The sequence below is a fragment of the Accumulibacter sp. genome (genome assembly GCF_016789985.1).
Taxonomy (GTDB): domain Bacteria; phylum Pseudomonadota; class Gammaproteobacteria; order Burkholderiales; family Rhodocyclaceae; genus Accumulibacter.
This window is the reverse complement of the sequence record NZ_JAEUOL010000038.1, coordinates 1-13209: the sequence shown is the minus strand read 5'-3', so window position 1 is coordinate 13209 and position 13209 is coordinate 1. Positions and strand designations below refer to the sequence as shown.

At 59.6% G+C, this 13209-nt stretch carries 13 protein-coding genes; 10 read left to right on the top strand and 3 right to left on the bottom strand.

Features of this window, described 5'->3' with window-relative positions:
• Positions 1-331: 331 nt before the first annotated feature.
• Positions 332-652, bottom strand: a complete 321-nt coding sequence (cyaY, locus tag JNK99_RS02210; protein ID WP_291847990.1) for an iron donor protein CyaY — start codon at positions 650-652, stop codon at positions 332-334.
• Positions 653-687: 35 nt separating this feature from the next.
• Between cyaY and JNK99_RS17600 the strand changes: the two genes are divergently transcribed.
• Entirely contained in the window at positions 688-897 is a 210-nt protein-coding gene (locus JNK99_RS17600; RefSeq protein ID WP_366518688.1) for a lipoprotein, read from the top strand.
• Positions 894-2138: a diaminopimelate decarboxylase gene (lysA, locus tag JNK99_RS02205; RefSeq protein ID WP_291847988.1), complete on the top strand. Its 1245-nt coding sequence runs from the start codon at positions 894-896 to the stop codon at positions 2136-2138. The genes JNK99_RS17600 and lysA overlap by 4 nt, the downstream gene beginning before the upstream one ends.
• 2 nt (positions 2139-2140) lie before the next feature.
• Here lysA and JNK99_RS02200 read toward each other — a convergent pair whose 3' ends face one another.
• Positions 2141-4435, bottom strand: coding sequence for a penicillin-binding protein 1A (locus JNK99_RS02200; protein ID WP_291847986.1), 2295 nt, complete (start codon positions 4433-4435; stop codon positions 2141-2143).
• A gap of 387 nt (positions 4436-4822) precedes the next feature.
• Here JNK99_RS02200 and JNK99_RS02195 point away from each other — a divergent pair, with 387 nt between their 5' ends.
• The 8 genes from JNK99_RS02195 (at position 4823) to JNK99_RS02160 (ending at position 12567) form a co-directional block, all read left to right on the top strand.
• Complete coding sequence (locus tag JNK99_RS02195; protein ID WP_291847984.1) at positions 4823-5902, top strand: pilus assembly protein PilM; 1080 nt, start codon at positions 4823-4825, stop codon at positions 5900-5902.
• Positions 5899-6465, top strand: a complete 567-nt coding sequence (locus JNK99_RS02190) for a PilN domain-containing protein (RefSeq protein WP_291847981.1) — start codon at positions 5899-5901, stop codon at positions 6463-6465. The genes JNK99_RS02195 and JNK99_RS02190 overlap by 4 nt, the downstream gene beginning before the upstream one ends.
• Entirely contained in the window at positions 6462-7139 is a 678-nt protein-coding gene (pilO, locus tag JNK99_RS02185) for a type 4a pilus biogenesis protein PilO (protein WP_291847978.1), read from the top strand. The genes JNK99_RS02190 and pilO overlap by 4 nt, the downstream gene beginning before the upstream one ends.
• Positions 7136-7651, top strand: coding sequence for a pilus assembly protein PilP (locus JNK99_RS02180; RefSeq protein WP_291847975.1), 516 nt, complete (start codon positions 7136-7138; stop codon positions 7649-7651). The genes pilO and JNK99_RS02180 overlap by 4 nt, the downstream gene beginning before the upstream one ends.
• A gap of 9 nt (positions 7652-7660) precedes the next feature.
• Positions 7661-9748: a type IV pilus secretin PilQ gene (gene pilQ, locus JNK99_RS02175; protein ID WP_291847973.1), complete on the top strand. Its 2088-nt coding sequence runs from the start codon at positions 7661-7663 to the stop codon at positions 9746-9748.
• 92 nt (positions 9749-9840) lie between these two features.
• Positions 9841-10377 carry a shikimate kinase gene (locus JNK99_RS02170; RefSeq protein WP_291847970.1) on the top strand — a complete coding sequence of 179 codons (537 nt, stop codon included), beginning with the start codon at positions 9841-9843 and terminating at the stop codon, positions 10375-10377.
• A complete protein-coding gene (gene aroB / locus JNK99_RS02165; RefSeq protein ID WP_291847968.1) occupies positions 10365-11453 on the top strand; it encodes a 3-dehydroquinate synthase in 1089 nt (362 codons plus the stop codon). Before JNK99_RS02170 ends, aroB begins: the two co-directional genes overlap by 13 nt.
• Complete coding sequence (locus JNK99_RS02160; RefSeq protein ID WP_291847966.1) at positions 11446-12567, top strand: deoxyguanosinetriphosphate triphosphohydrolase; 1122 nt, start codon at positions 11446-11448, stop codon at positions 12565-12567. Before aroB ends, JNK99_RS02160 begins: the two co-directional genes overlap by 8 nt.
• A gap of 77 nt (positions 12568-12644) precedes the next feature.
• Here JNK99_RS02160 and JNK99_RS02155 read toward each other — a convergent pair.
• Positions 12645-13209, bottom strand: a 565-nt coding sequence (locus JNK99_RS02155) for a CBS domain-containing protein (protein WP_366518687.1), incomplete at its 5' end; no start/stop codon positions are given.

Genomic DNA, 13209 nt, shown 5'->3' with positions numbered 1-13209 from the left:
AGGACGCCCGCTGCAATCCCACCGCCACTGAAATAAAGCCCGTGAGCAGACCGACCCCAACCATTGGAGTGTCCGCAAAGCCTATCGCAGTGCCCTTTCCTGGTTCAAACGCGGCATCCGCCTTCTCTTGAGACGCGCTGCCAGCGCACTGCCTCTTCCCAAGTTCTTTCAGGGGGCCGAAACATGATAGGTGGTAAGATCGGTCGGGTCTGATGGGCGGCCGCCCGATGTCATTGTGATCCCCCCTTTGTCTGCTGGCACGCGTCTGGCGATGTGCCTTAAGGCATGCCAGTCATTCCAGGAAAGCGGCGCTTGCCGATGAACTACTCTGCTAGCCAAGCAGCGAGACAGGTTTTCCGCCCTGTTCCGAGATCAGCGCGGAAAGGGCCGTGAGTAGTTCCGCGCCGCTTCGCGTATCGCGCCAGGAGGTCCCCTGCCAACGATAATGAAAGCCGCCGGAGTGTCCAGCAACCCAGATTTCCTTGGCGGCGTCATGGCGGTTGACAACCATCTTGCTGCGATCGGCAAACTCGATCTCCAGAACATGGTCGCTGATCATCGCGAAATCGAGCTCGGCGCCGCTTTGCTCGAGCGCCGCTTCAATCTGTCTCAATGCTGCATCAGCGAGCGCATTGAACTCGTCGTCATTCATCTGTGCTAACATCCGTGATTTCGACCTACCGAGCTATGTGGCCATCTCTTCTTTCGGCCTTGCTGGCAACCATCGTGCTTGGCGGCTGTGGCAATCGCGGCAGCCTCGTACTTCCCCCAAAAGTGCAGACACTTCCCGCCACCGTACCGGGCGCTAACCAGCCGGCTGCGCCAAGTGTTGCTGCACCGGCGACCGGTGCCGACAGCGAGTCGGATTCTAGCACGCCGGGAGGAGCGGCCCGATGAGTCATTTTACACGCAAGGACGGCGCTCTGTATGCCGAAGAGGTCTCGCTGCTCGACATTGCGACCCGGTATGGCACGCCATGCTGGGTCTACTCGCGGCACGCGCTGGAAACAGCGCTTGACGAGTTTCAGCAGGTACTTGACGGTTTCGACTCGCTGGTTTGTTATGCCGTCAAAGCCAATTCCAACCTAGCCGTTCTGGACGTTTTTGCGCGTCGCGGTGCCGGCTTCGACATCGTTTCGGCAGGGGAACTCAAGCGCGTTCTGGCGGTGGGGGCCGATCCGCGGCAGATTGTCTTTTCCGGGGTAGGCAAGACTGCTGCCGAGATGGAGCTGGCGTTGGCGGCAGGCATTCTCTGCTTCAACGTTGAGTCCGCGGCCGAGCTTGAGCGTCTCGACGCTGTCGCCGGCAGCTTGGGCAAGACTGCGCCGATCAGCCTGCGCGTCAACCCCGACGTGGATGCGCGCACGCATCCTTATGTCTCGACCGGCCTGAAGGAAAACAAGTTCGGCGTCGCCTATGATGCTGCCCTGCCGTTCTACCGGCAGGCGGCAAGCCTGGACAATGTCCGGATCTGTGGTGTCGATTGCCATATCGGTTCGCAGTTGATGGATGCCGCTCCGTTCGCCGAAGCACTCGACAAGGTTCTGCTGCTGGTCGATGGCCTTGCCGCCGAGGGAATCGTCCTGGAGCACATCGACCTTGGTGGTGGCCTCGGTATTCGCTATCGCGATGAGGAGGCGCCAAGCGTCAAGGACTACCTGCTGCCAATGCTCGACAAGTTGCGCCAAAGGCAACTGCGCATCCTGCTCGAACCGGGGCGCCGCTTGGTTGGAAATGCGGGTCTGCTGCTGACCCGGGTCGAGTATCTGAAGCCGGGCGAGGTGAAGAATTTCGCAATTGTCGACGCCGCCATGAACGACCTCGCGCGACCCGCCCTGTACGGATCCTGGCACGATATCGTTCCGGTGGTGCTGCAGTCAGGAGTCGCCCTGCCTTGGGATATCGTTGGTCCGGTCTGTGAATCGGGCGATTTCCTGGGGCGCGGGCGAGAGCTGGCGCTCTCCTCCGGCGACCTCCTGGCGATCATGTCGGCCGGCGCGTACAGCATGTCGATGAGCTCGAATTACAATACCCGGCCGCGGGCGGCAGAAGTCATGGTCGACGGTGCGCGGTGTCATCTGGTTCGTCACCGGGAAACCGCCGAGGAACTCTTCGCCCTCGAGCGGCGATTGGGCTGATTTCAGTCTTCCGCCCTCATCGGTTCGTCGAGGGGGGGAGGTGGCTCGAGTTCGAGAGGAGCGTTCTCGCGGTAGAACACCTCCTCGGCCGGTCCCCTGCCGCTTGCCGCAGAGGGCAGGGCGACGATTCCCTCGGGCATCGCGGGGAACGACTCAGGGGTATTGCCCAGCGCCCTGGCCATGTAACTGATCCAGGCCGGCAGGGCGGCGGTACCCCCGGTTTCTCCCTTGCCCAGGTTTCTTGGTTGGTCGAAGCCGATCCATGAGCAGGCCACGACCGTTTGCTGGTAACCGCAGAACCAGGCGTCGACGTGTTCATTCGTGGTTCCGGTCTTGCCGGCCAGATCGCGGCGTTTGAGCATTGCCGAAGCACGGGCAGCGGTGCCATAAATGGTGACGTCGCGCAGCATGCTGTCCATCAGGTAGGCGTTGCGGGGGTCGATGGCCCGCAGACTCTCTTCGCCGGCAGTAATCGGTTCAGCCTGTGCAAGTACCTGGTTCTTGTCGTCGCGTATCTCGCGCACGACATAGGGGCGGATGCGGTAACCGCCGTTGGCGAATACCGCGTAGGCCGTAACCATCTCCCAGGGGGTGACCGAGCCGGCGCCAAGCGCCATTGTGAGGTAGGGCGGATGCCTTTTTGCCTCGAAGCCAAAGCGGGTGATGTAGTCCTGCACGAAGCGTACGCCGCTGGCCTGCAGGAGCCGGATCGAGACCATGTTCTTCGATTTTGCCAGTGCGGTGCGCATGCGCATTGGCCCTTCGTACTTGCCATCGTAGTTTTTTGGCTCCCAGGCCTGGCTGCCCGTCACCGTCGCGGGGAAGCTGATTGGCTCGTCGTTGATGATCGACGCCGGAGTGAAGCCCCTTTCCAGCGCGCCCGAATAGATGAAAGGCTTGAAGCTCGAGCCGGGTTGTCGCCAGGCCTGGGTCACGTGGTTGAATTTGTTGCGATGGAAGTCGAAACCACCCACCAGCGCGCGTATGGAGCCATCATGCGGATCGGCAGCCAGCAAGGCCCCTTCGACCTCGGGTAATTGAACGATTCGCCAACTGTTCTTTTCCTCGACCTGGACGCGGATGATTGCGCCGCGGCGCAGACGTTTGTTCGGCGGTGCCTGGTCGTCGATCATTCGGGCCGCGAACTTGAGACCTTCGCCGCTAATCGTGATTAAATCGCCACCGCGCCGGTAGGCCCGCACTTTTTTCGCATCCGCCTGCAGGACGATGGCCGGTTGCAGATCTTCTGCGTCGTGATAATCGAGCAGCAGTTCGTCGAGTGCCTCGTCCTGCTCGGACTTGATGTCAGCGAGGTCGACGTAGGCCTCCGCTCCCCGGTAGCCGTGCCGGCGGTCGTAATCCAGAACCCCTCGGCGCAGACTGGTGTAGGCTGCTTCCTGATCCTCCCGGAGGATCGTCGTATAGACTTTCAGACCACGCGTGTAAACGTCATCAGGAAACTGCTCGGCGGCAATCTGACGTGCCATTTCGGTGACGAACTCGGCGTGAATCGGCGTTCCGTTGATTTCGCGCCGGATAACCAGGGCTTGTGCCAACGCAGCGTTCTGCTGCGCTTCGGAGATGAATCCGAGCTCGCGCATTCTGCGCAGCACATACTCCTGGCGGATCCGGGCCCGCTTCGGGTTGACCACCGGGTTGTAAGCGGAGGGAGCCTTTGGCAGGCCGGCCAGCATTGCCGCTTCGGCGAGGTTCAAATCGCTGATCGACTTGCCAAAATAGATCTGGGCAGCGGCTGCAAAGCCATAGGCACGTTGCCCGAGAAAGATCTGGTTGATGTAAAGCTCGAGGATCTGGTCCTTGTTGAGGTTGTTTTCGATCTTGAAAGACAGGAGGGCTTCGTAGAACTTGCGCGTGTAAGTCTTTTCAGATGACAGGAAGAAATTCTTGGCCACCTGCTGGGTGATCGTCGATGCGCCCTGGCGCTTGCCCCCGCTCAGAAGGTTGGCGTGCAGCGCCCGCAGTATACCCAGTGTATCGACGCCGCCATGTTGATAAAAGCGCTCATCCTCTGCCGCCAGGATGGCCTGCTTCATGATCTCCGGGACGTTCTGGATGTCGACAACCGCGCGCCGTTCCTCACCGAACTCGCCGAGCAGATAGCCGTCCGCAGTGTAGACGCGCAACGGGATTTTCGGACGATAGTCCGTGAGAATCTCCAGTGACGGCAGGTTCGGATAAGCCAGGCTGAGAACAACAACACCCATCGCAATGGCTATTGCGGCAAGTCCGAAAACGACAACAAGGGGATAAAGCAACCAGCGCAGGGCGGAAGACAAGAGGGCGTCCAGCAAAAATGGCCAATACCCGACATTATATTGGAGCGTGGCTGGAAAAGGACTCTGGCGGCCACTGGTCGTTGCGGTCGACGTTTCTCCTGCCCAGGGCGGGGAACTGTGGGAGCGGCGGCCTTACACTGCTCCGTTCAGCAAACGGCTGGGCAAAGGTGGTGGAAACCGGTCAATCGGGATGGGTCGGGACGGCTCGCTTGTCTGCCGTGAATTGGTCGGCCGGTGTCGCCGGGCGCGGCAATGGCCGACTGCGTCCGGAGCGGCTCCAGAAATCGCTTTACACGCTGGAAGCTTGTTGTTAGCATCTAAAGTAGAATATCTATAAGCACGCTAACTGTAACTTATTCAAGGGTTTTTTGAGCGAGGGGTGGCGATTTGCAGCTTGATCTTTCGATCTTTAATCCCAAAACGCGCTCGTTGATCGGGCTTGATATCAGTTCGTCATCGGTCAAGATGGTCGAACTGGCGAGTGATGGCAAGGGGGGCTACCGCGTTGAGCGTTATGCGATCGAGGTTTTGCCGAGGGATGTCGTGTCGGATGGCAATATCGTCAACCTCGAGGCTGCTGCGGAGTCTGTGAGGCGGGCCTGGAAGAAACTGGCCACCTCGACGCGGCAGGTGGCAATCGCCTTGCCGGCCTCGCATGTGATCACCAAGAAGATCATTGTTGCGGCAGGGCAACGCGAGACGGAACTCGAGGTGCTGGTGGAATCCGAGGCCAACCAGTACATTCCGTTTGCGCTCGACGAGGTTAACCTTGATTTTCAAGTCGTTGGACCGGCACCCTCGTCACCGGACGAGATCGAGGTGCTGATTGCCGCGTCGCGCAAGGAGAAGGTGGAGGATCGTGTCGCCGTTGCCGAGTCGGCGGGTCTCAGGCCACGTGTGCTTGACGTCGAATCCTATGCTGTTCTGTCGGCCTTCCAGTTAATCGAGGCGCAACTCCCTGACCGCGGACGCGGACAGATCATCGCGCTGGTCGATATTGGGGCGAATGTCATGAACTTGACGGTGTTCCGCAATGACCAGCAGCTTTACGCCCGCGAGCAGGCGTTCGGGGGCAACCAGTTGACGCAGGATGTCGCGCGTCTTTTCGGGATGAGTTTCGAGGAGGCGGAAGCCGAGAAACGTCGTAACAACCTGCCGGAAAAATATGAAACGGAACTCTTGAGGCCGTTTCTGGAAGCTCTGGCGCTCGAACTGTCGCGGGCGCTCCAGTTTTTCTTTACGTCGACCCAGTTCAACCAGATCAATCATATCGTCCTGGCCGGTGGGTGCGCGGTGATCCCTGGAGTTGACCAGGTGGTAGCATCACGAACCCAGATCAACACGATCATTGCCAACCCCTTTGCCGAGATGGTGCTCTCGGACCGGGTGCGAGGCAAGAGCTTGCTGGCCGACGCTTCGTCATTGATGGTCGCCTGTGGTCTTGCATTGCGGAGATTTGACGAATGATACGCATCAATCTCCTGCCGCACCGTGAGGAGAAGCGCAGAGCGCGGCGGCAACAGTTTTTCGTCCTGTTGGGGCTGGTGACCGTTCTTGCCGGAGTGATTGTCGTTCTCGTGTATTCGATAATTGCCGGCTACATCGCCAGTCAGGATGCGAAGAACGATTTTCTGAAGAAGGAAATTTCCGTGCTCGACAAGGAGATCGACCAGATCAAGCGGCTCAAGCAGCAGAGTGACGCCCTGATGGAGCGGAAGCGGATCATCGAGTCTTTGCAACGTGACCGGGCGGAAGCGGTCCGCTTGTTGAGCGAGCTGGCCAAGCAGATGCCGGAGGGGGTCTATCTCCGTTCAATGAAACAGGAGGGGCAGAAGATAGAACTCGTCGGTCTGGCCCAGTCCAGCGCTCGAGTCTCGACACTGATGCGCAACATCGAAGCGTCGCCCTGGCTGGAAAAGCCCGAGCTTCTGGAAATCAAGGCGGCAGCGGTGGACAAACGGCGCCTCAATGAGTTCAGCATGAACGCCTGGATCAAGCGAGCGCCTGCCGAGCAAGGAGGCGCGAAGTGAAAGCGAGCACTCTGCCGAAGATCGACTTCCGGGGGATCTTGCGTGAGTTCCAGGATCTGAATCCACGTGATGTCGGGGCATGGCCGGTGGTGCCGCGCGTCACCGTGCTCGCGGTATTGTTCGTGGCGATCCTGGTGGCGGGTTGGTGGTTCTATTGGGATGAACAGTTGGTGGCACTCGACGAAAAGCGCCAAGCGGAGCTAAGCCTGCGCGACGAGTACGTCAGCAAGAAGACGCAGGCAGTAAACCTCGACCTCTATGTCCAGCGCCTGAACGACATCGATCGTTCCTTCGGTGCGTTGCTCAAGCAACTGCCGAACAAGTCGGAAGTGGAATCCCTGCTGGTCGAAATCAATCAGGCCGGTATGGGACGTGGTCTGCAGTTCGACCTGTTCAAGCCTGGGCCGGAACAGGTCAAGGACTTCTATGCGGAACTTCCGATTACTGTCCGTCTGACCGGTACCTACCATGATTTTGGTGCGTTCGCCGGCGATATCGGCAAACTGTCCAGAATAGTCACCCTCAACAACATCTCGATCTCCACCAACCAGCAGGGCAAGGACGGAGCTCTGGTCATGGACGCGATTACCAAGACCTTCCGCTATCTCGACGAGGAAGAACTGGCCGCCAACCGGAAGAAGGCTGCCGAGGCGGCGAAAGGTGGACAGCAATGAGCAAGCGGTACCTCATGCTGTGCGGCATCGTCCTGGCTGCCTGTGGCGGCGGAAATCACGAGGATCTGCGCGAGTGGATGAATACTGCGGCCCAGGGTGTCAAGCCCAATATCCCGCCGTTACCTGTCGTCGAATCATACGAAGCCATTCCTTATGACGTGGGCAACATGGTTGACCCGTTCACCATGGCCAAGATGGGGCCCGAAGAGAAGAAGGGTGGGGGCGGTTTCCGGCCGGATCTGGAGCGACCCAAAGAGCCACTGGAGCTTTATCCGCTGGAAACGCTCAAATACGTCGGCGTGATGACCCGGAAGAAGGTATCTTATGCCATCGTTCAGATCGATGGTGCATTGCACCAAATCAAGATCGGAAACTATATGGGCCAGAATTTTGGCGTAGTGGTGGCCATCTCCGAGGCGGAGATCACGTTGCGCGAACTCATTCAGGATTCTGCGGGTGACTGGGTGGAGAGGACGAGCACCTTGGTGTTGCAGGAGAAGGGAGCGAATTAAATGAGACAGATGATGCAGTATCTTCTGGGCTTGGTCGCGACGGGGCTGCTGGCGCTCGCAAGCGCCAGCGCACAGGAAGCGAATCCCAATTCCATCGAGTCTTTGAACGTGGTGCAGCAGGGCGCAACGGTCAATGTCAAGCTGACCTTCAGGGAAGCTTTGCGTGCTCTTCCTCCCGCCTTCAGTGTTGCCAATCCGGCGCGTATCGCCTTCGATTTCGCCAATACGATCAACGGAGTCGGCAAATCCAGCCAGACCTTCAACGAGGGCGATGTGAAAAGTGCCAACATCGTTCAGGCAGAGGATCGGACTCGCGTCGTTCTCAATCTTCACAAGGCTATGACCTATGAGGCGACGATCGACGGCAACAGCCTGCTGCTCACGCTGGCGCCTACCCTCACTGTCGCGGGGAGTCCGCCGGTCGAGCATTTTGCACGGGCGCGACCGACCGAAGTGGCGAACAGCATTCGCGATGTAAGCTTTCGCCGTGGCAAGGACGGTGAGGGACGCATAACCGTCGACCTCAGTGATCCCAATACAGGTATCGACATTCGCCAGGAGGGCAGGAACCTGGTGGTTGACTTCGCCAGGGTTGCCCTTCCGCAGACCCTGCGCAAGCGCCTGGACGTGACCGATTTTGGAACTCCGGTGCTGGCGGTGAATACCGTTCAGAAGGGGGCCGATGCCCGCATGACGATCACGCCACGCGGTCTCTGGGAGCACAATGCGTACCAGAGCGACACCCAGTTCGTGATTGAAGTCAAGCCGATCGTCGAGGATCCCAACAAACTGGTCCAGGGCACGCGCGGCGGCTACCAGGGGGAGAAACTGTCGCTCAACTTCCAGAATGTCGATGTCCGTCGCCTGCTGCAGGTGATCGGTGAGTTCACCGGCATGAACATGGTGGTCAGCGATTCGGTCGGCGGTGCGATCACTTTGATCCTCAAGGACGTCCCCTGGGATCAGGCACTCGATATCATCATGCAGCAGAAAGGCCTCGACATGCGCAAGAATGGGAACGTCATTCTCATCGCGCCGCGCGAGGAAATAGCGACCAAGGAGAAGCTTGAGTTCGAATCGCTGGCGCAGATCGGCGATCTCGAGCCCTTGCAGACCGAGAGCTTCCAGATGAACTATATCAAGGCGGAAGCGGTACAGAAACTGCTGGTCGACCCGAAGCAGACGCTGCTCTCCAAACGCGGCAGCGCGCTGCTCGACGATCGTTCGAACATGATGTTCGTCAAGGATACGCCAAGCCGCCTGGCCGACGTGCGCGCCATGATTGCCAAGGTCGATGTGCCGGTTCGCCAGGTACTGATCGAAGCCCGCATCGTCGAGGCGAGCGACTCGTTTTCTCAGAACCTGGGGGTTCGTCTCGGCACCGGATTTGCCAAGAAGACGACCGAGATCGACCCGGTTACGGGGCAGGTCAGCACGACCGTCGAAAACACGAATCAGGCCTACATCAACACATCAACCCGTGTTGGTTCGTACGGGTCGGTGAATTTGCCGGCGAATCCGCCGACCGGCATTCCTGGCAATCTTTTGCTGAGCTTGTACAACAGCGATTTCACGCGTTACCTCAGCATGGAGATCCTTGCCCTGGAGGCGGACGGTCGCGGCAAGATCATCTCCAGCCCGCGCGTCATGACGGCCAATCAGGTTGAGGCAATCATCGAGCAGGGTGTCGAGATTCCTTATCAGCAGGCGACCAGTTCCGGCGCCACCAGCGTATCGTTCCGCAAGGCTAATCTGTCATTGAAAGTGAAGCCGCACATTACGCCGGACGGCAAGATTGCCATGGAGCTTGATGTCAACAAGGACAGTCCAAACCGCAGCCTGCAAACGGGCGGTGCGGGCGTGGCGATCGATACCAAGCATGTCAAGACCGAAGTGCTGGTCGAGAACGGAGGGACCGTGGTGATCGGCGGGATCTATACGCAGACCAGCGGCACCAACATCCAGAGAATCCCGTTCCTCGGTGACCTGCCCTACATCGGCTGGATGTTCAAGAACCGGGAGGTAATCAACGACAAGACGGAGTTGCTCGTCTTTGTAACACCGCGCATTGTCACCGAGCAACTGTCGGTGCGCTGACGGCCTCCCTGACGCAACCAGAAGAAGCCGGCGATCGCCGGTTTTTTCTTGCCTCTTTACTGCCGTGACCATGCGTTGGTTAGAATGAGCCGGTGAGAAACGACGACGATACACGCAACGTTTACCTGGTCGGGCTGATGGGTGCTGGCAAGACGACGGTTGGGCGTGCTCTGGCCAAGCGCCTGGGTTATCGTTTTCTGGATTCGGATCACGAGATCGAGGCGCGTACCGGAGTCAGCCTGGCGACCATTTTCGAGATCGAAGGCGAGGAAGGCTTCCGCAAGCGCGAAGCGCAGGTCGTTGCCGACCTCGCCGGTCTGAAGCGTCATGTCGTGGCCACCGGTGGCGGCGCCATTCTGCGCACCGAAAACCGCCAGGTCCTGCACGCAAGCGGTATCGTCATCTATCTCAACGTGCCGTTGACCACGCTCTACGAACGAACGCGGCATGACAAGAAGCGGCCGTTGCTGCAGGTCAGCGACCCGCGACAGAAACTGCGCGAACTGCATGCGCAGCGCGATCCGTTGTACCGTGAGATCGCGCACCTGATCGTCAGTGGCAGCCGGATCACTGCGCAAGCGACACTCAATCTGCTGATCAAGGAAATGGGGGAGACATGGAAACGTTGACGCTTGCACTGGGGGATCGTTCCTATCCTATCCATGTCGGCCGGGATCTGTTCGCACGTGCCGAATTGTTGCTGCCCACCCTGCGCCAGAACAGGGCGGCGATCGTCAGCAATGTCACGGTTGCGCCCTTGTACCTCCAGCGCCTGCGCGATTCACTGGAGAAAGCCGGGGTCGAGGTGGCCGAAATCGTTCTGCCCGATGGTGAGGAGTTCAAGGACTGGCGCACCCTCAACACGATCTTCGATGTCCTGATCGAGCGACGTTGCGAACGTTCGACCACCCTGATCGCGCTCGGTGGCGGCGTCGTCGGTGATATTGGCGGTTTCGCTGCCGCCTGTTTTCTACGTGGCATGCCCTTCATCCAGATTCCCACAACCCTGCTGGCGCAGGTGGACTCGTCGGTTGGCGGGAAGACGGCAATCAATCATCCGCTGGGCAAGAACATGATCGGCGCCTTCCACCAGCCAAAGCTTGTGCTGGCCGACACGGACACGCTCGACAGTCTGCCCGAGCGCGAATTGCGCGCCGGATTGGCCGAGGTCATCAAGTATGGCCTGATCAGGGATCTACCCTTTCTGGAATGGATCGAGCTCAACCTCGATCGGCTGCTTGCCCGTGAGCCGACAGCACTGGTCGAAGCCGTCTACCGGTCCTGCCGCAACAAGGCGGAAGTAGTGGCCGCAGACGAGCGTGAGGCTGGCGAGCGCGCCTTGCTCAACCTCGGGCACACCTTTGGCCACGCGATCGAAACCGGGGTTGGTTACGGTGAGTGGCTGCACGGTGAAGCAATTGCCGCGGGTACGCTGATGGCAGCGGAGCTTTCCTTCCGGCTTGGCTGGATCGACCGGCAGAGCGTCGCGCGCATCGAGCGTCTGTTTCAGCGTGCCGGTCTGCCGGTGCACGGGCCGATGTTGAGTGTCGAGCGATACCTTGAGCTGATGCAGAGCGACAAGAAGGTGCAGGATGGCAAACTGCGCCTGGTGCTCTTGCAGCAGGTCGGCAGAGCGGTGCTGAGCGACGCTGCTTCGCTGGCCGACATTCGCCAGGTGATCGAGCAACGTTCCGGGCATGCTTGAACAGGCGCCCTACGCCGTCACGGCAGCCAATTCGCGTGGGCGGCAGCATCGCGATACGCAGCCATTGCATCGCGGTGAATTTCAGCGCGACCGGGATCGGATCATTCATTCGACGGCCTTCCGCCGGCTCGAGTACAAGACCCAGGTCTTCGTCAACCATGAAGGGGATCTGTTTCGCACCCGCCTGACGCACAGCCTGGAAGTGGCGCAGATCGCGCGCGGCATCGCCCGTGCCCTGCGGCTCAACGAAGACCTGGTGGAAGCGATATCGCTGGCCCACGATCTTGGCCACACTCCGTTCGGCCACGCGGGACAGGAGGCGCTCAACGATTGCATGCGCGAGCACGGGGGTTTCGAGCACAACCTGCAGAGCCTGCGGACGGTAGACCTGCTTGAGGAGCGTTACGCCACCTTCGACGGTCTCAATCTCTGTTTCGAGACACGCGAAGGAATCGTCAAACATTGTTCGCCGGATAACGCACGCAGTCTCGGCGATCTGGGTGAGCGTTTCCTCCGGCGCACGCAACCATCGCTCGAAGCCCAGATCTGCAATCTGGCGGATGAGATTGCCTACAACAACCACGACGTCGACGATGGGCTGCGAGCCGGTCTGATCACTCTTGAGCAGCTTGAGGACGTCAGCCTTTTTGCACAGCACGTCGCCGCCGTACGTGCTTGCCATCCCGGGCTCGGCGGCCGTCGTCTGATCCATGAAACGGTGCGACGCATGATCAACGCCCTGGTTTGCGATCTGATCGAAACGACCGCGGCGAACATCGGTGTCCAGCAACCGGCAAATCTGGCGGCCGTGCGGCGGGGACCGCCGCTGGTTGGCTTTTCTGCAGAGATGGGCGAAGCACAACGGCTCATGAAGCGATTCCTGCGCACCCACCTCTATCAACACTATCAGGTGCTGCGCATGGCGAGCAAGGCGCAGAAGATCGTCAACGACCTGTTCTCTGCCTTCACGGCCAACCCGCGTTTGCTGCCGCAGCAATACCAAGCGCCTGCTACGGGTGACCAGGTACGCCGAGTGGCCGACTATATCGCCGGAATGACCGACCGCTACGCGATCAAGGAGCATCGCCGCCTGTTTGCGGTCGGCGAGAGCTGAAAACGGCGGAACCGCAGCGCGCCACCGGCAGCGCTGCGCAAAATTGAACTACTTGACTGTATGGTCAGGACAGCGGGTCAGGGTGACGGCCAGTCCTTGATGTACGCCTTGAGCAGCTTGTTCTCCATGTTGCGCTCCTCGAGAACCGCCTTTGCGACATCGTGAAAGGAAACGATACCAACGATTGTTTCCTCTTCCATGACCGGTACGTAGCGGGTATGCGTATCGACCATGATGCGCCGCAGTTCGTCTACGTCCATGTCCGGATGCGCCGTCTGCGGGGTACGGTCCATGGCCTCGAGGACAAGGATCTCGGCGATCGGCGGAGTCGGCCCCACCCGACGTTCAGTCTGGCGCTTGGCCAGGATGGCGAGCACTTCGCGGAAAGTCAGCATTCCTGCCAGCTTGCCGCCGTCCATCACGATCACCGAGCCAATGTCGTTCTCGGCCATCATGATGACGGCTTCGGAAAGCGGCGAGTCTGGATGTACGGCGAACAGAGCGGAATCCTTGACCTGCAGAACTTCTTTGACCTCCATGTCACCCCCCTGGATATAGGATAGCTGGCTGATGTGCCAATTGACGTGTCGCCGAGATTCTACCAGATGTCGTGCGACATCCGGAAATCCGGCCATCGCCGCC

Excerpts from the sequence above, each read along its gene's own strand:
- cyaY (WP_291847990.1), bottom strand. The coding sequence starts at position 652 with ATGAATGACGACGAGTTCAATGCGCTCGCTGATGCAGCATTGAGACAG.
- JNK99_RS17600 (WP_366518688.1), top strand. The coding sequence starts at position 688 with ATGTGGCCATCTCTTCTTTCGGCCTTGCTGGCAACCATCGTGCTTGGC.
- lysA (WP_291847988.1), top strand. The coding sequence starts at position 894 with ATGAGTCATTTTACACGCAAGGACGGCGCTCTGTATGCCGAAGAGGTC.
- JNK99_RS02190 (WP_291847981.1), top strand. The coding sequence starts at position 5,899 with ATGATACGCATCAATCTCCTGCCGCACCGTGAGGAGAAGCGCAGAGCG.
- JNK99_RS02180 (WP_291847975.1), top strand. The coding sequence starts at position 7,136 with ATGAGCAAGCGGTACCTCATGCTGTGCGGCATCGTCCTGGCTGCCTGT.
- pilQ (WP_291847973.1), top strand. The coding sequence starts at position 7,661 with ATGATGCAGTATCTTCTGGGCTTGGTCGCGACGGGGCTGCTGGCGCTC.
- aroB (WP_291847968.1), top strand. The coding sequence starts at position 10,365 with ATGGAAACGTTGACGCTTGCACTGGGGGATCGTTCCTATCCTATCCAT.
- JNK99_RS02160 (WP_291847966.1), top strand. The coding sequence starts at position 11,446 with ATGCTTGAACAGGCGCCCTACGCCGTCACGGCAGCCAATTCGCGTGGG.